Source organism: Pseudonocardia oceanicola (assembly GCF_047200735.1).
Lineage (GTDB): Bacteria > Actinomycetota > Actinomycetes > Mycobacteriales > Pseudonocardiaceae > Pseudonocardia.
Window position 1 is genome coordinate 38,747 of record NZ_JBJZON010000036.1, and the last position, 16,796, is coordinate 55,542.

General features: G+C 70.7%; 18 protein-coding genes. 14 read left to right on the top strand and 4 right to left on the bottom strand.

Features of this window, described 5'->3' with window-relative positions:
• The first annotated feature begins 27 nt into the window (after positions 1-27).
• The gene (locus ACL02T_RS31815) at positions 28-1,179 is read left to right on the top strand and encodes an acetyl-CoA C-acetyltransferase (RefSeq protein ID WP_412834514.1); all 1,152 of its coding nucleotides are present in this window, start codon (positions 28-30) and stop codon (positions 1,177-1,179) included.
• A gap of 51 nt (positions 1,180-1,230) precedes the next feature.
• On the opposite strand, the gene ACL02T_RS31820 is transcribed toward ACL02T_RS31815, so the two are convergent.
• Together ACL02T_RS31820 and ACL02T_RS31825 are read right to left on the bottom strand one after the other, a co-directional pair.
• Positions 1,231-1,854: a TetR/AcrR family transcriptional regulator gene (locus ACL02T_RS31820; RefSeq protein WP_412834515.1), complete on the bottom strand. Its 624-nt coding sequence runs from the start codon at positions 1,852-1,854 to the stop codon at positions 1,231-1,233.
• 59 nt (positions 1,855-1,913) lie between these two features.
• Positions 1,914-3,086, bottom strand: coding sequence for an acyl-CoA dehydrogenase family protein (locus tag ACL02T_RS31825; RefSeq protein ID WP_412834531.1), 1,173 nt, complete (start codon positions 3,084-3,086; stop codon positions 1,914-1,916).
• Positions 3,087-3,182: 96 nt separating this feature from the next.
• Here ACL02T_RS31825 and ACL02T_RS31830 point away from each other — a divergent pair, with 96 nt between their 5' ends.
• Both ACL02T_RS31830 and ACL02T_RS31835 read left to right on the top strand, forming a co-directional pair.
• Positions 3,183-4,340: a CaiB/BaiF CoA transferase family protein gene (locus ACL02T_RS31830; RefSeq protein WP_412834516.1), complete on the top strand. Its 1,158-nt coding sequence runs from the start codon at positions 3,183-3,185 to the stop codon at positions 4,338-4,340.
• A 63-nt stretch (positions 4,341-4,403) separates the two neighbouring features.
• Positions 4,404-6,089 carry a class I adenylate-forming enzyme family protein gene (locus tag ACL02T_RS31835; protein ID WP_412834517.1) on the top strand — a complete coding sequence of 562 codons (1,686 nt, stop codon included), beginning with the start codon at positions 4,404-4,406 and terminating at the stop codon, positions 6,087-6,089.
• Here the strand turns inward: ACL02T_RS31835 and ACL02T_RS31840 are convergent.
• Together ACL02T_RS31840 and ACL02T_RS31845 are read right to left on the bottom strand one after the other, a co-directional pair.
• Positions 6,052-6,753, bottom strand: a complete 702-nt coding sequence (locus tag ACL02T_RS31840) for a TetR/AcrR family transcriptional regulator (protein WP_412834518.1) — start codon at positions 6,751-6,753, stop codon at positions 6,052-6,054. The two genes, ACL02T_RS31835 and ACL02T_RS31840, sit on opposite strands and share 38 nt — an antisense overlap.
• Positions 6,750-7,547 (bottom strand): SDR family NAD(P)-dependent oxidoreductase, encoded by a 798-nt coding sequence (locus ACL02T_RS31845; RefSeq protein ID WP_412834519.1) that lies wholly within the window; start codon positions 7,545-7,547, stop codon positions 6,750-6,752. The genes ACL02T_RS31840 and ACL02T_RS31845 overlap by 4 nt, the downstream gene beginning before the upstream one ends.
• A 157-nt stretch (positions 7,548-7,704) precedes the next feature.
• Between ACL02T_RS31845 and ACL02T_RS31850 the strand changes: the two genes are divergently transcribed.
• From ACL02T_RS31850 to ACL02T_RS31900, 11 genes are all read left to right on the top strand, one after another.
• Entirely contained in the window at positions 7,705-8,958 is a 1,254-nt protein-coding gene (locus ACL02T_RS31850) for a cytochrome P450 (RefSeq protein WP_412834520.1), read from the top strand.
• A gap of 14 nt (positions 8,959-8,972) precedes the next feature.
• Positions 8,973-9,164 carry a ferredoxin gene (locus ACL02T_RS31855; RefSeq protein WP_412834521.1) on the top strand — a complete coding sequence of 64 codons (192 nt, stop codon included), beginning with the start codon at positions 8,973-8,975 and terminating at the stop codon, positions 9,162-9,164.
• A 3-nt stretch (positions 9,165-9,167) separates the two neighbouring features.
• Positions 9,168-9,620, top strand: coding sequence for a MaoC family dehydratase (locus ACL02T_RS31860; RefSeq protein WP_412834522.1), 453 nt, complete (start codon positions 9,168-9,170; stop codon positions 9,618-9,620).
• Between the two features lie 13 nt (positions 9,621-9,633).
• Entirely contained in the window at positions 9,634-10,902 is a 1,269-nt protein-coding gene (locus ACL02T_RS31865) for an aromatic ring-hydroxylating oxygenase subunit alpha (RefSeq protein ID WP_412834523.1), read from the top strand.
• Positions 10,899-11,384 (top strand): aromatic-ring-hydroxylating dioxygenase subunit beta, encoded by a 486-nt coding sequence (locus ACL02T_RS31870; protein ID WP_412834524.1) that lies wholly within the window; start codon positions 10,899-10,901, stop codon positions 11,382-11,384. The genes ACL02T_RS31865 and ACL02T_RS31870 overlap by 4 nt, the downstream gene beginning before the upstream one ends.
• On the top strand, positions 11,384-11,620 hold the full coding sequence (locus ACL02T_RS31875) for a hypothetical protein (RefSeq protein WP_412834525.1): 237 nt from the start codon (positions 11,384-11,386) through the stop codon (positions 11,618-11,620). Before ACL02T_RS31870 ends, ACL02T_RS31875 begins: the two co-directional genes overlap by 1 nt.
• The gene (locus tag ACL02T_RS31880) at positions 11,617-12,372 is read left to right on the top strand and encodes an enoyl-CoA hydratase/isomerase family protein (RefSeq protein ID WP_412834526.1); all 756 of its coding nucleotides are present in this window, start codon (positions 11,617-11,619) and stop codon (positions 12,370-12,372) included. The genes ACL02T_RS31875 and ACL02T_RS31880 overlap by 4 nt, the downstream gene beginning before the upstream one ends.
• On the top strand, positions 12,369-13,169 hold the full coding sequence (locus ACL02T_RS31885) for an enoyl-CoA hydratase/isomerase family protein (protein ID WP_412834527.1): 801 nt from the start codon (positions 12,369-12,371) through the stop codon (positions 13,167-13,169). Before ACL02T_RS31880 ends, ACL02T_RS31885 begins: the two co-directional genes overlap by 4 nt.
• Before the next feature lie 14 nt (positions 13,170-13,183).
• On the top strand, positions 13,184-14,047 hold the full coding sequence (locus ACL02T_RS31890) for an SDR family oxidoreductase (RefSeq protein WP_412834528.1): 864 nt from the start codon (positions 13,184-13,186) through the stop codon (positions 14,045-14,047).
• Between the two features lie 92 nt (positions 14,048-14,139).
• A complete protein-coding gene (locus ACL02T_RS31895) occupies positions 14,140-15,552 on the top strand; it encodes an aldehyde dehydrogenase family protein (protein WP_412834529.1) in 1,413 nt (470 codons plus the stop codon).
• Positions 15,553-15,584: 32 nt separating this feature from the next.
• The coding region (locus ACL02T_RS31900) for an acetyl-CoA C-acetyltransferase (protein ID WP_412834530.1) at positions 15,585-16,796 on the top strand (1,212 nt) is incomplete at its 3' end.

Sequence of the window (16,796 nt, forward strand, 5' to 3'; positions counted from 1 at the left end):
GAACCGGAACAACGAGGAGGAGGAACCATGGGCGAGGCGTACATCGTCGACGCCGCGCGGCTGCCCGTCGGGCGCCGCAAGGGCGGCCTGTCCGGCGAGCACCCGGCCGACCTGGGCGCGGCCCCGATCCGCGCGCTGGTCGAGCGCACGGGCGTCGATCCCGAGGCGATCGAGGACGTCGTCTACGGCTGCATCGACAACATCGGATCGCAGGCGGGCAACATCGGCCGCACCTGCGCGCTCGTCGCCGGGCTGCCCGAGTCGGTCCCCGGTACCACGATCGACCGGCAGTGCGGCTCGAGCCAACAGGCCATCGCGTTCGCCGCCCAGGGGGTCATGTCGGGCACACAGGACCTCGTCATCGCGGGCGGGGTGCAGAACATGTCCCGCTACCCGATCATGGCGGGCTTCCGTGCGGGCGCCGAGTTCGGCGACCCGGACCCCTGGAGCACCTCGCCAGGCTGGCGCGCCCGCTACGGGGACGCCGAGATCTCCCAGTTCACGGCCGCCGAGCGGATCGCGGAGAAGTGGGGAATCAGCCGGGAGGACATGGAGGCCTTCGGCTACGAGAGCCACCAGCGCGCACTCCGGGCCATCGACGAGGGGCGCTTCGACCGGGAGATCGTGGCCTACGGCGACGTCACCATCGACGAGGGGCCGCGCCGGGACACCACCCCGGAGAAGATGGCCGGGCTCAAGCCGCTCGCCGAGGGCGGTCGGATCACCGCGGCGGTCTCCAGCCAGATCTCCGACGGCGCGGCCGCCGTGCTGATCGCGTCAGAGCAGGCGGTGCGACAGCACGGGCTCACCCCGCGGGCCCGCATCCACCACCTGTCCGTGCGCGGCGCGGACCCGACCTGGGTGTTGACGGCCCCGATCCCCGCGACGGAGTACGCGCTGAAGAAGACCGGGCTGTCGGTGGGCGACATCGACGTGTTCGAGGTCAACGAGGCCTTCGCGTCGGTCGTGCAGGCCTGGCAGCAGGAGACCGGTGCCGATCCGGCGAAGGTCAACCCCAACGGGGGCGCCATCGCGCTGGGTCACCCGCTCGGCGCCTCGGGTGCCCGGCTGTTCATCACGATGCTGCACGAGCTGGAGCGCACCGGCGGCCGGTATGGCCTGCAGACGATGTGCGAGGGCGGCGGCACCGCGAATGTCACGGTGATCGAGCGTCTCTGATCCGCTGAAGAAGCAGAACGGCAGGTCCGTCGGACCTGCCGTTCTGTCGTCTCAAGGACGCAAGGCGTAGAGGACCATCGACTGGGCGGTGGAGATGGCCTCCTCGAGCGAGCCCCGCTCCGGATCGAACCACTCCGCCGCCCAGTTCAGCGCCCCGAGCACCAGCATCCTCGCCACGCTCGCGTCCAGACCGTCCCGCAACTGGCCCGCCTCCGCCAGGTCGGCGATCAACCCGCGCCAGATGTCGTTGTAGGCCGTGATCTGCGCGCGGGCCCGCTTCCCGACCACTTCGGGCAGCTGGTTCCCGTTGCGGATGATCGCGCGCGCATAGTCCGAGAGCTCGAGCTCGTTGCGCAGGTGCGCCTCGACCGCCGCAGCGATCCGGGTGTGGGGTGGCGCTCCCGGCGGCAGGGCATCCATGGCGTCTCGCAGGTGCGAGTACATGGCCGCCGCACCGACGTGCATGACCTCCTCGATGAGGTCCTCGCGGGAGGGGTAGTAGTAGTAGATCGCCGGGGCCTGGACGTGCGCCTCCTCAGCGATGTCGGACAGCCGGGTGCCCGCATAGCCGCGCCGCGCCAACACCACCGCGGCTGCGTCGAGCAGTCGCTTCCTGGTTCGGGCGGACTTCGATCCGGCGGTCTCGGCGTCCTGCACCTCGGTCTTGCGGGCCACACCGGCATGATATTCGAACGCGGCTTCGACAGCGCTGAAGGCGCGCGGTCACGTGCGGATCAACCGCGATGGCGGCCCGCGATGTCCCGCCCGACGATCTCCTTCATGATCTCGGTGGTGCCGCCGTAGATGGTCTGGATCCGGCAGTCGGCGTAGGCGCGGGCGACCGGGTACTCGAGCATGTAGCCGTACCCACCGAAGAGCTGCACACAGCGGTCCGTGACCCGCTTCTGCAGCTCGGTGATGTACCACTTGCCCTTTGCGGCCTCGACCGGCGTCAGCTCGCCTGTGTTGAACGCCACCACGCAGCGGTCGACGTAGGCCTCGGCGACGTCGAGCTCCGTCTCCATCTCGGCCAGGACGAACCGGGAGTTCTGGAAGTCCCCGATCGCCTGGTCGAAGGCCTTGCGGTCGAAGCAGTACCGGGCGGTCTCCTCGTAGACCGCGCGCGCGGCGGTGTACCCGCCGGAGATCAGCCCGAGGCGCTCCTGGGGCAGATGGCTCATCAGGTGCTGGAGGCCCCGGCCCTCGGTGCCGATCAGGTTGGCGGCCGGCACCCGGACGTCGTCGAAGTACAGCTCACCCGTGTCCTGGCCGTGCAGGCCGACCTTGCGCAGTTTGCGACCGTGGCGGAAGCCCGCCATGTCCTTCTCGACGACGAGCAGGCTGAACCCGCGCGATCCGGCTCCGGGGTCGGTGCGTACCGCCACGATGACGAAGTCCGCGCTCATGGCGCTGGAGATGAAGGTCTTCTGGCCGTTGAGGATCCAGTCCGCGTTCGGACCGTCGCCGTCTCGCTGCGCGGAGGTGCGAATGCCCTGCAGGTCACTGCCGGTGCCGGGCTCGGTCATCGCCAGCGCACCGAGCATCTCGCCCTGGGCGAAGGGCGCCAGCCAGCGCTTCTTCTGCTCCTCGGTGGTGAGGTCCAGGAGGTAGGCGAGGACGAGGTCGTCCTGCAGACCCAGGGTCATCCCGAAGGAGGTGGCCCCGACCCGCGCGATCTCCTCGTTGACCACCATGCGGTAGCGGTAGTCGGTCTCGCCCGCGCCCCCGTACTCCTCGGGGACGGCGAGGGCATAGACGCCCTGCGCAGCCGCCGCCTTGAACACGGAACGGTCCATCTGCGCCTCCTCCTCCCAACTCAGGAAGTGGGGCTCGACCTCGCGGGCCAGGAACTCGCGGACCGTCTCGCGGTACTGCTCGTGGTCCTCGGTGTACAGCGCCCGTCGCATGGTGGTCTCCGTCCGCCCGGCCATCTTTTAACGCAAGATAGATTACATTGTCGGACGACGCCATGAGGCGCCGGCGTGCACTCGAGGAGGATTGCGATGGGATCGGTGGCGGGTCCGCTGGCCGGGGTGACGGTGCTGGAGCTCGCGGGGGTCGGCCCCGGCCCGTTCGCGTGCATGGCGCTTGCGGACATGAGGGCGGAGGTCATCCGGATCGAAAGGCCCGTCAAGGGGGCGGCGCCGACCGGCAGGCCCGTGGACGTCTACAACCGCGGAAAGCGCTCGATCGTGCTGGACCTCAAGGATCCCGGCGCGGTCGAGGCGGTGCTGGCCCTGGCGGAGCGTGCCGACGTCCTGGTCGAGGGCTACCGGCCGGGCGTGGCGGAGCGGCTCGGCCTGGGCCCCGAGGACCTCGCCCGGCGCAACCCGGCACTGGTGTACGCGCGGATGACGGGCTGGGGCCAGGACGGCCCGCTCGCCCCGACGGCGGGCCACGACATCGGCTACATCGCCCTCACCGGAGCCCTGCACGCGATCGGGCCCGCCGATGGTCCGCCGCAGGTCCCGCTCAACCTCGTCGGCGACTTCGGCGGCGGGTCGCTCTACCTCGTCGTCGGCATTCTGGCCGCGCTCACGGAGGCCCGGGCGACCGGGCGCGGCCAGGTGGTCGACGCCGCCATCGTCGACGGCACCGCGCACCTGCTCGCCACGATCCACGCCCTGCTGGCGGCGGACCGGTGGACGGACGAGCGCGGGGTCAACATGCTCGACGGCGGCACGCCGTACTACGCGGTCTACGCCACGTCGGACGGCGGGTACATGGCCGTCGGCTCGTTGGAGCCGAAGTTCTACGCCGAGCTCCTGCGTCTGTTGGAGATCCCCCGCGAGGTCGCCGATCCTGCCGACCAACAGGACCGGTCGCGCTGGCCCGCGCTGCGGGCTCTGCTCGCCGAGACCTTCGCGCGGCGCACCCGGGCGGAGTGGACCGCGGTGTTCGAGGGGACGGACGCCTGTGTGGCCCCGGTGCTGTCGCTGCGCGAGGCTCCCGCGCACCCCCATGTGGCGGCCCGCGGCAGCGTCGTCGAGCGGGACGGGATCCTGCAGCCCGGCCTCGCCCCGCGTTTCTCCGCACACGCCGACGCGACCCCTGGAGGCGTCCCGCGCCCGGGGGCGGACACAGCGGAGGTGCTGCGCGAGGCGGGTGTCGACGTGGAGGCGTTGCTCCGCTCGGGTGCCGCCGTCGCCGCCGGCGACTGACCGTTGCCGTGGTCGGAGCGAGCCACTAGTTTCACCGAATCTAGTGAAGATTAAGGAGTGGCGATGACGCCCACCCCGGAACAGCGCCGATCCGCTCTGCTGGCCCGCAGGCCGACCTGGACACCCGGTACCCTGGACGGGCTGCTGGACGAGTGCGCCGCCGGGTACGGCGAGCGCGCATTCGTGGTGACCGACGATCGGGTACTGACCTACGGGGACGTGGCCGACCTCTCCCGGAGGCTCGGGGACGGGCTCGCCTCGCTGGGGGTGCGGCCGGGGGACCGGGTCGGGCTGCTGATGGCCAACCACGTCGAGTTCGCGCCCCTGAAGTTCGCGATCGCCCGGGCGGGCGGCATCGCCGTGCCGTTCAACTTCCTCTATCGCGCGGAGGAGCTCGCCTACGTCCTCGGGCAGTCCCGGGTGTCCGTGCTGATCAGCATGACCGGCTTCGGGGATCTCGACTACCCGGCGATGTTCGACGCCGTCGCGCCCGGGTGGGAGCGAGGACCCACCGCGGAGCTGCCCGAGCTGCGGCACGTCGTCCAACTGCCGACCGAGGGGATCGCGGCCCGGGCGGGCGCCGGGACCGTGGAGGACCTCCTCTCGCTCGGGGACGCCCACCCCGGCGGGGCCACCCCCGCGGCTCCGGACGACCTGGCCGACATCCTGTACACCTCCGGGACCACGGGATCGCCCAAGGGCGTCACCGTGACCCACGACGCGATCCGGCGGACCGGCTTCGCCTCGGCCCTCACCAGGGCGTTCGAGGACGGCAGGCGGATCCTGTTCTCCCTGCCCTGCTACCACATGTTCGGCTATGTCGAAGGCCTCGTGGCGGCCATGTACGTGGGTGGCGCGATCGTGCCGCGGTTGCGGTTCTCGGCCGCCGACTACTTCGCCGGGATCGCGCGCCACGGGGTGAGCGAGATCCTCTGCGTGCCGACGATGACGGTGGCCCTGCTCGAGCACCCGGACCGCCACACCCGGGACCTGTCGTCGGTGTTCGCGATCCTCTCGGGCTCGGCGCCCGGGCCCGCCTGGCTCTGGGATCGGGTGCGGGACGAGCTGGGCATCACCGAGATCACCACGGGCTACGGCATGACCGAGACCGGGGGGTGCATGACGCACACCCTGCCCGAGGATCCGATCGAGCGGCACGTCATGACGGTGGGACGGCCCAAACTGTCCGGACCCGCCGGGCTCGCCGACGGGCACCTCTGCGAGTACCGCACAGCCGACCCGCTCACCGGTGAGCAGCTGCCCGCGGGTGCCGAGGGCGAGCTGATCTCCCGGGGCCCCACGCACATGCCGGGCTTCTGGGAGAAGCCGGCGGAGACAGCGGCGGCCCGGCGCGGCGAGTGGGTCTACTCCGGCGACCTGGGCCGCGTGCTACCGGACGGGTACCTGCAGATCACCGGCCGCAGCAAGGAGCTCTACAAGAGCGGCGGTGAGCTGGTGATGCCCAAGGAGATCGAGGAGCTGGTGACGCCGCTGCCCGGGGTCTCCCAGGCCTACGCCGTGGGCGTGCCCGACGACCGCTGGGGGGACGCAGGCTGCCTCTGGATCGTCCCGGAGCCCGGCGCCGAACCGGACCCCGCCGCGATCCTCGCGGCCTGCCGGGAGAAGCTGGCGCGCTTCAAGGTGCCCAAGCACGTACTGGTCATCGACGGGAGCGAGCTCCCGCTCACCCCCACCGGCAAGGTGCAGAAGTTCAAGCTGTCGGCGCTGGCGGTGCAGCGGCTGGGGTGACGGATGTCCTCGTCGGTGTTCTTGCTGGCGGCCCCGCCAGCCCGTGTCGCACCAGCAGCTGGGCCGTGGACACCACCGACGCCAGCGAGCCCTGCCGCGGGTTCCACCACTCGCAGGCCCAGTTCAGGGCGCCCAGCACCAGCATCCGGCTCGCGCTGAGGTCGAGGTCGGGGTGGAGATCGCCCGCCGCCTGCGCGGCCTCGAGCAGCTCGCGCCAGATGTCGCCGTAACGGTGCTGCTCGTCGAGCTGGCGGGCCCGGATGTCCGGCGGGAGCTGCGAGGTGTTGCGGATGGCGGCCGTCGCGTAGTCCGACACCCGCAGGATGACCTGCAGGTGGGCCTCCACCGCGCACCCGATCCGGTCGAGCGCCGGGGTGTCCTCGGGCAGGGCCGCCAGCGCGTCCCGGACGTGCTGGAGGTGGCGGACGAGACCGGTGATCACGACCTCCTCCACCAGACGTTCCCGGGACGGGTAGTAGTAGTAGATCGCGGGCGCCTGCACCCCGGCCTGCTCGGCTATGTCGGACAGTCGGGTCCCGGCGTACCCGTTGCGCGCCAGGACGGCCGCGGTCGCATCGAGGATCCGCGCCCGGGTCCGCTCCGACTTGCTGCGATCGCCACGGCGGGAGGTACGGCCCGTTGCGCGCCCGGATCGGGTGGTCACGGCATCGACGATCCGCCGCCGACGGCCACGACCTGGCCGGTGACCTGGCGGGCCGCGACGTCGGAGGAGAGCCAGACGACGGCGTTGCCGATGTCGTCGGGGGTGGTGGCCCGGCGCAGGGCCTGCGTGCCGACCACCGAGTCGACCTGCTCCGCGGTGAACATCGAGTCCACCCCGGCGGCCCAGACGCTGTGATCGCCCACCGGCACGTCGGCCGGGGGGAGCACCAGGCCGGGTGCGACGACGTTGGAGCGGATCCCGTGCCTGCCGTGCTCGCGGGCGATCGTGCGGGCCAACGAGATCAGTCCGGCCTTCGTGCTGCCGTAGATCCCCTGTCGGACGGCGCCGAAGGCGGAGTCGCTGGACAGGAACACCAGCGCGCCCTGGCCCGCCTCGCGCATCGGCTCGAGCGCGGCCTGAGTGCAGTCGATGGCCGAGAACAGGTTCACCTCGATCGTGCGCCGCCAGAGCGCCCGGTCGGTCTGCTGGGCGAACCAGCCCGGCTCGCTCCAGCCCGCGTTGTTGACCAGTGTGTCGATCCCGCCCCACAGCTGGGTGACGCGTCCGACGACGGCGGCGCCCGCCCCCTCGGCGGTGAGGTCGACGCCGAGGGCCGCCGCGTCCGCCGCACCCGCCGCGATCAACTCGTGGGCCACGCCCTTCGCGCGGTCCTCGTCGATGTCGGCGACGAGCACCCGGGAGCCCTCACGCGCGAAGGCGTGCGCGATACCGCGGCCGATGTTGGCCGCCCCGCCGGTGACGACCACCCGAGCGTCCTGCAGTCCGAGATCCACCGTGACCCCTCCTTCTTCTAACCGTGATTAAAACAGATCGAGTGGGTGGCGCGTGCCGACTTGACGGCCTCAGTCCGCCGTGGTGTCATCGTGCCTGAGATTAATCGCTGTTAAAAACTCCGGTGCCGCTCCACCACCGGCAGGTAGGAGGTCGACGATGACGCACCCCCGTCCCGGCTACGACGACGTGTCCGTCGGGTCGCTGGAGTTCTGGGGTCGGACACCAGCCGGGCGAGAGCAGAACCTCAAGATCCTCCGGGACGAGCGTCCGCTGAGCTGGCAGCGGCCCGCCGAGGGGTCCATGCTCCCGCAGGAGGAGGGCGCGGGCTTCTGGGCCGTCACCCGGCACGCGGACATCCAGGCGGTCAGCAAGAACGCCCAGGTCTTCCGCTCCGGGCAGGGGATCATGGTGGAGGACGTGCCCGAGGACATCCTCGAGGCGGCGTCGTCCTTCCTCGCCACCGACGCCCCGCGGCACACCCAGCTGCGCAGGCTCGTCAGTGCCGCCTTTACTCCCAAGCAGGTGCGGCGGATCGAGGACCAGATCAAGAACCAGGCGCGCGTCATCGTCGACCAGCTCGTCGAGGTCGGCGACTGCGACTTCGTCGATCAGGTCTCCCGCAAGCTCCCGATGTGGACGATCTACGAGATGTGCGGGCTGCCCGAGGAGCACCGTGAACCCGCCGCACACGCCGCGGACGGCATGGTCTCGTGGTCGGACGAGGACGTCCGGCAGGGCAAGGAGCCCGCCGAGCTGCTCAACGACTCGCTCATCACCTTGATCAACATCGGCATCGACCTGGCCGAGGACCGGCGTGCCCGCCCGCGCGACGACCTCATGACGAACCTCGTGCAGGCCGAGGTCGACGGGGAGAAGCTCACGGACGAGGACATCGCGGCCTTCTTCGTCCTGCTCTCCGTCGCCGGCAACGACACCACGCGGAACACCATCAGCCGGACCATGCAGGCGCTGACGGAGTTCCCGGACCAGCGGAAGATCCTGCAGGCGGACTTCGACGGCACGATCGGTGTCGCCATCGAGGAGTTCGTGCGCTGGGCGAGCCCGGTCATGACCTTCCGGCGCACGGCGGCCGAGGACTTCGAGATGCACGGACAGACCATCCACGAGGGCGACTGGGTCGTCCTGTACTACGCGTCGGGTAACCGGGACGACCGGGTGTTCGACTCGCCGAACACCTTCGACGTGCGGCGGACACCGAACCAGCATGTCGGGTTCGGCGGCGGCGGGCCTCACTTCTGCATGGGCAACGTCCTCGCCAAGACGCAGCTGCGGGCGATCTTCCATCAGCTGCTGCACCGTGTGCCGGACCTGCAGACCGGAGAGCCGGTCCAACTGGTCGGCAACTTCGTGGACGGCGTGAAGTCCATGCCGTGCACCCTGAACCTGTAGAGAGGAGACCCGCCATGCGGGTGTGTGTCGACTACGACAAGTGCACGGGGCTGGGGCTCTGCGAGTCCATCGCCCCCGAGTTCTTCGAGGTGCAGGACGACGGCTCGTTGGAGCTGCTCCAGTCCGATGCCGCCGAGGCCCAGCGTGCGGAGCTGCTGGAGGCCGCTCGCGCCTGTCCCACCGAGGCGATCAGGATCGAGGACTGAGCAGTGCGCACGTTCGAGTCCCCGGAGGAGTTCGCCCAGGCGAAGGGCGAGTCCTTCGGCCCCAGCCACTGGGTCGAGATCGGCCAGGAGCGCGTGAACCGCTTCGCGGACGCCACGGATGACCACCAGTGGATTCACACCGACCCGGAGCAGGCGAAGGCGGGTCCCTTCGGCGGGACCATCGCCCACGGCTACCTCACACTGTCGCTGCTGCCGTCCCTGCTGAACTCGCTCTACGAGGTGCGGGGCGCGCGGATGGGGATCAACTACGGGGCGAACAAGGTGCGCTTCCCCGCGCCCGTCCCGGTCGGGGGGCGGGTCCGGCTGCACGCCGTGCTGTCGGACGTCCGGCTCGGCGACGGGTTCGTCGAGAGCGTCGTGACCTCGACCTTCGAGATCGAGGGCCAGGAGAAGCCGGCCTGTGTCGTCGAGAGCGTCGGGCGTCTCTACGCCTGAGGAGGAGTCCATCGTGACCACCACCGCAGCGGAGCGCCCACCCATCCGCTACGACGAGCTGATCCAGCCCGAGAGGGTGCACGGCTCGCTGTACACCTCACCGGAGATCTTCGCCGACGAGCTCGCGAAGATCTGGTACTCGACGTGGGTGTACGTCGGGCACGTCTCCGAGATCGCCGAGCCCAACGACTACGTGCGCAAGTCGATCGGCCCGCAGGACGTCATCATGACGCGCACCGCGGACGGTGAGGTGCACCTGCTGTTCAATCGCTGCGCGCACCGGGGCAACCTCGTGTGCGAGGCGGACGCGGGCAACTCCAGCTCGTTCCGTTGCCCGTACCACGGGTGGACCTACCGCAACGACGGCTCGATGCTCGGCTATCCGTTCCACCAGGGCTACGGGGGCCGCGGCAAGCTCGACCTCGGGCTCGGTCGGGTCCCGCGGGTGGGCGTCTACCAGGGCTTCGTGTTCGGCAGCATGGCCGAGGACGGGATCCCGCTGGAGGAGCACCTCGGCGAGGCCAAGGGCGAGCTGGACCGGCTGGTGCGCCTCTCCCCGGAGGGCGAGATCGAGCTGACCGCCGGGTTCCTCAAGCACAAGGCGAAGGCGAACTGGAAGCTGCTGGCCGAGAACGAGACGGACGGCTACCACCCGCAGTTCGTGCACGCGTCGATCTTCAGCGTGGCGCAGAGCGGGATCGGCGCGCTGTACGGCGAGAAGTCCACCGCCGTGACCCGCGCGTTGGGCAACGGGCACAGTGAGAACGACCTGCGCCCGGAGTTCCGCAGGCTCGGCGTGCCGCTGGGCTGGTTCGGCACCACCGAGGAGAAGGTGCCGGACTACTCGCGGAAGATGCGGGAGCTGCACGGCCCCGCCGCCGAGGAGATCCTCGTCGAGGGCGCGCCGCACGTGATGATCTTCCCGAACCTGTTCATCGCGGAGATCCAGCTCTTCACGATCCAGCCGCTCGCCGCGGACCACACGGTGCAGCACGTCACGGCGATCCAGTTCAAGGGCGCGCCGGAGATGAACAGGCGGATGCTGCAGCAGTGCATCGGCTCGGTCGGGCCTGCGGGCATGCTGCTCGCCGACGACACCGAGATGTACGAGCGCAACCAGGCCGGCGTGGCCGAGTTGCGCCCGGAGTGGCTCGACGTGCGCCGCGGTGTCCAGCGCGAAGCGGTCGACGAGCGCGGGCTCACGGTCGGCGGAGCCACGGACGAGACGGGCATGCGCGGGTTCTGGAAGCACTACCAGGCGCTGATGGAGGCGGGACGATGACGACCGCTCTCGAGCCGGACATCCGGACGATCGAGCAGTTCCTCTTCCGGGAGGCCCGGCTCGCGGACGAGCACCACTTCGACGAGTGGGAGTCGCTCTGGACGGACGACGGCCTGTACTGGGTGCCGGCCAACGCCGACGACATCGACCCGATGACGCAGATGTCGATCATCCATGACAACCGCAGCCGGATCCGCACCCGGATCAAGCAGCTCAACACCGGCCGCAGGCTCTCCCAGGAGCCGCGGTCCCGGCTGCGTCGGGTCGTGTCCAACGTCGAGCTCCTCGGGGAGCGGGAGGGCGACGTCGAGGTCGGCGCCAACTTCGTCCTCGTGGAGTCCCGGGAGCGGGGCAAGGAGCTGTGGGCGGGCCGGTACACCTACCGGTTGCGGATCGTCGACGGCGAGCTGCGGATGTCCTACAAGAAGGTCGCCCTGGTGGACAACGCACGGGCGATCTCCAGCCTGTCCTTCCTGATCTGATGGCGAACCGACGGACCGACGTGCCCGCCGACGTCGTCGGCAACGAGTTCGCCGAGGTGAGGGTGACCATCGACGGCGAGGCCAACAGCCGTCGGGTCCGCCTCGAGGACCTGAGCAGCGGCAAGGTCCGCTATCTCGACGCTCTGGAGCTCGAGACCCTGGTCTGGCTGCCGCCGGGGCACCTGCAGAAGCTGCTGGACCCCTCCGCGGACCGCTGGCGGGAGGACAACGAGTGACGGAGCCGGTGCTGCTCACCGTCGAGGAGCGGGTGGCCCGGATCGTGCTCAACCGGCCCGAGGCCCGCAACGCGATCACCGTGGCGCTGGCCGCGCGGCTGCGTGACGCACTCGCCGAGGGAGCCGAGCGAGCGGACGTCGTCGTCATCCGCGGCGCGGGCGGGCACTTCTGCGCGGGTGGGGACTTCCACGAGGTGTCCCGGCTGCGCGAGCAGGGCCCCGAGGCACTGCGCCCGCTGTTCGAGACGTTCATCGGCGCCTGCGAGCTGATCGCGGAGCTGCCGGTGCCGGTCGTGGCCGCCGTCGAGGGCTACGCCATGGCCGGCGGCTTCGAGCTGATCCAGTCCGTGGACGTCGCGGTCGTCCGGGAGGACGCGGTGCTGGCGGACAACCACTCCAACTTCGGCATGATCCCCGGGGGCGGCGGCTCACAGCGGCTGCCCCGGATCGTCGGGACGCAGCGGGCGTTGGGCCACATCCTGTTGGGGGACAGACTCTCCGGTGCCGAGGCCGTCGAGTGGGGCCTCGCCTACCGGTCGGCCCCGGCCGACGGGTTCGACGCTGCGGTCACCGACGTCGTTGATCGTCTGCTGGGCAAGGACCGGGACGCGCTCGCACGGATCAAGCGGCTGGTCCGGCGGCCCGGCCCGCTCGGCGCGGGCCTGCGGGCGGAGACCGAGGAGACCCTCGCGCACCTCGCGGGAGAGAAGGCGGCGGCCGGGATCGCCCGGTTCAGAGAGGGACGGTCATGAAGCTGATCGAGAGCGGGCAGGTGCTGCTGACGCTGGAGGACGGTGTCGGTCACCTGGTGCTCAACCGACCCGAGGCGTCGAACGGCATGGACGTGCCGTTCCTGCGGGCGCTCCATGACGCGATCATGGTCGCCCACGGACGCGCCGACCTCGCCGTCCTGGTGATCACCGGTGAGGGACGCAACTTCTGCGCGGGCGGGGACGTGAAGACGTTCGCGAGCAAGGGCGAGGACCTGCCGGACTATCTGCGCGAGGCCACCACCTGGCTGGGGTCGTGCGCCTCGGCGCTGCTGAACCTGCAGGCCCCGGTGATCGCCGCGGTGCACGGGTTCGCCGCGGGCGGCGGCGGCTTCGGCCTGGTGTGCGCCTCGGACATCGTCATCGCCGCCGAGTCGGCGAAGTTCATGTCGGGTGCCACCCGGGTCGCGATGGCGCCGGATGCAGGTTCCACCGTGACGCTCGCCCAGATCGTGGGCGTGCGGAAGGCACTGGAGATCTTCCTGACGAATCCGACTCTCAGCGCCACCGACGCTCTGGAGATCGGCCTGATCACCCGCGTGGTGCCGGACGAGTCCCTGCACGACGCGGCGTTCGCTCTGGCGAAGGAGCTGGCGGCGGGAGCGCACCGGGCGCAGGGCGCCACCAAGAGACTGGTGTGGACCGGGCTCGGCGGTCGGGTCGAGGCCCAACTGCCGGAGGAGTCGCGGACGGTTTCCGAGCTCTCCGGCACCGCGGACGCCCGCGAGGGCCTGGCCGCCGTCATCGAACGTCGCGCGCCCCGGTTCACGGGTCGCTGAGAGAGGAGCAGGACATGGCTGGTGTGGAGGGTCGCGTCGTCGCGATCACCGGCGCGGGCAACGGCCTCGGGCGGGAGTACTCCCTGACGCTCGCCCGGTCGGGGGCCAAGGTCGTCGTGAACGACCTGGGCGGTGCCCGGGACGGGAGTGGGAGCGGGTCGGCGGCCGCGGATGCCGTGGTCGACGAGATCCGCGCTGCGGGTGGCGAGGCCGTGGCGAACTACGACAGCGTCGCCTCGGAGGAGGGCGGGAAGGCCGTCGTCCAGACCGCCCTCGACGCCTTCGGACGCGTCGACGGCGTCGTCTCTAACGCGGGCATTCTGCGCGACAAGGCTTTCCACAAGATGAGCGCCGCGGAGTGGGACGCCGTGCAGCAGGTGCACCTCTACGGCGGCTTCTACGTCGTGCACGCGGCCTGGCCGCACTTCCGTGAGCAGAAGCACGGGCGGGTCGTCGTCGCCACGTCGACCTCGGGGATCTATGGCAACTTCGGCCAGGCCAACTACGGCGCGGCCAAGGGCGGCCTGCTCGGGCTGATCAACACCCTGGCGATCGAGGGAGCGAAGTACAACATCCGCGCCAACGCGATCGCGCCCATGGCCGCGACCCGCATGACCGAGGACATCGCGCCCGCCGAGGTCCTGGCGAAGCTGGCGCCCGGTCACGTCGCGCCGGTCGTCGGCTACCTGATGACGGATGAGTGCGAGGACACCGGCACGGTGATCGTCGCCGGGGGCGGCCAGGTACACCGGGTCCGGCAGTTCCAGACGAAGGGCGTGGCCTTCGCCGAGATCCCCACCATCGAGCAGGTCGCGGACCGCTGGGCGGAGGTCGTGGACCTCGACGGTGCCGTGCCGGGCACCAATCCGGTCGGCTGAGCGTCGGCCCGAGGGCCCCGGCTGCAGCCTCGGCCTTTTCTCTAATATAGATTAAAGTCAACGAGGTTGTTTTTCAGGAGGGCGGGGTTTCGATGACGTCAACTGCACCGCGGTCGGAGATCGCGGGGTCCGTTCCTCCGGCGGAGGGCGCGGCGGCGGCTGTCGCCCGGCTCCGGAGCACCTACCGGAGTGGCCGGACCCGGCCGATCGAGTGGCGGCTGCGCCAGCTCGAGGGTATCGAGCGCCTGCTGAGCGAGCGCGAGGCGGAGCTGGCCGCTGCGCTGGCGGCCGATCTGGGCCGGAGCGCCCACGATGCGTGGTTCGGCGACTTCGCCTCGACCGCGGGCGAGGCGAAGTTCGCGCGCAAGCATCTCAAGAGGTGGATGCGCAGACGGCGCACACCGGTGTCGATGATCATGAAGCCCGGTCGCGGCTTCTACCAGTACGAGCCGCTCGGGACGGTGCTGATCATCGGGCCCTGGAACTACCCGGTGTACTTGACGCTCGGCCCCCTGGTCGGCGCGCTGGCGGCGGGGAACACTGCCGTCGTCAAGCCCTCCGAACACGCGCCCGCGACCTCGCGCGCCCTGGCCGAGCTGCTCCCGAAGTACATCGACCCGACGGCGGTCGCGGTGCTCGAGGGAGACGCCGGGATCACCCAGGAACTCCTGGCCCAGGGTCTGGACCACGCCTTCTTCACCGGCGGCACCGAGATCGGGAAGAAGATCATGGAGGCGGCGTCGGCGCACCTCACGCCGGTCACTCTCGAGCTCGGGGGGAAGAGCCCGGTGATCGTCGCGGAGGATGCGGACCTCGACGTCGCGGCCAAACGGATCGCCTGGGTGAAGCTGCTGAACTCCGGGCAGACCTGCATCGCCCCGGACTACGTCCTCGTCGCCGAGTCGGTCCGGGACGAGTTCGTGTCGCGGATCGTGAAGGCTGTCGGGGCCATGCAGGAGGGCGAGCCCGAGCTGCAGCCGATCGTCAACGAGCGGCAGCTGGCACGGCTCGGCTCGCTGCTCGACGGGCACGGCGGGAGGATCGCGCTCGGCGGCCGTGTGCAGTCCGAGCCGCCCGCGCTGGAGCCCACCGTCGTCGTGGACCCGGAGCCGGACTCGGCGGTCATGGAGGGCGAGATCTTCGGCCCGATCCTCCCGGTGCTGAGTGTCGGCTCGGTGGAGGACGCGATCGACTTCGTGAACGCGCGGCCCAAGCCGCTGGCGCTCTACCTCTTCACCGGGTCGTCGACGGTGAAGAAGGCCGTGCTCGCGCGAACGAGCTCCGGCGGCGTGGTGATCAACCACCTGGCGATGCACTGCCTCGCGCCCCAACTGCCCTTCGGCGGGGTCGGGGACAGCGGCATGGGGACCTACCACGGCGAATGGGGCTTCCAGACGTTCAGCCACCGCAAGTCGGTGTTGGCCAAGCCCGCGAAGCCGGACCCGGCCCTGCTCTACCCGCCCTACAGCGAGCGCGAGAAGAAGCTGATGCGCCGGGTCTTCTGACCCGCCACCGACCACCGAGTGGAGGACCCTTGATGCGTCATGCCGTCATCTGCGAGCCGATCCGCACGCCGGTCGGCGGGTTCGGCGGGTCGCTGCGGAGCGTGCCCGCGCACGAGCTCGCCGCGACCGTGATCCGGGCGCTCCTGCACCGGACGGGCCTCGCACCCGACGTCGTCGACGACGTCCTGCTCGGGAACTGCTACCCGTCGATGGACGCGCCGGCGATCGGTCGGGTCGCCGCGCTCGACGCGGGCCTCCCGGTGACGGTCTGCGGACTGCAGATCGACCGACGCTGCGGATCGGGCCTGCAGGCCGTGCTCTACGCAGCGCTGCAAGTGCAGACCGGTGCGTCGGAGGTCGTCCTGGCGGGCGGTGCGGAGTCCATGTCGAACGCGCCCTTCTACTGCACCGCGATGCGCTGGGGAGCCAAGGCGGGCCCCGGCGTGATGCTCCACGACTCCCTCCCCCGCGGTCGCACGACCGCGGGCGGGGTGAACCACCCGGTTCCGGGCGGGATGATCGAGACCGCGGAGAACCTGCGCCGCGACTACTCCATCCCCCGGCAGGAACAGGACGAGTACGCGGTCCGCTCGCACCATCGCGCGGCTGCGGCGCAGGCCGCGGGTCTGTTTCGCGAGGAGATCATCCCGGTCACGGTGCGGGGCCGGAAGGGCGACGTCGTCGTCGACACGGACGAGCACATCCGACCGGACTCCTCGGTGGAGGTGCTCTCCGGGCTTCGGCCGATCCTCGTCAGGACCGATGCCGACGCCACGGTCACTGCCGGCAATGCCTCCGGGCAGAACGACGGCGCGGCCGTCTGCCTCGTCACCACGCCGGAGAAGGCCGAGGAGCTCGGCCTGCGTCCCTTGGTGCGGCTCGTCTCGTGGGCCGTGGGCGGCGTCATGCCGAAGACGATGGGCATCGGCCCGGTCCCGACCGTCGAGAAGGCCCTGGATGCGGCGGAGGTCGCGCTGAAAGACGTCGACCTCATCGAGCTCAACGAGGCCTTCGCGGCACAGGTGCTCGCCTGTACCCGCGAGTGGGGCTTCACCCCGGCGGACTTCGACCGGCTCAACGTCAACGGATCGGGCATCTCGCTCGGCCACCCGGTCGGCGCGACGGGAGGCCGGATCCTCGCCACCCTGAGCCGGGAGATGGTGCGGCGGGACGCCCGGTACGGGCTGGAGACGATGTGCGTCGGCGGGGGTCAGGGTCTCGCGGCGCTGTTCGAGCGGGTGGCG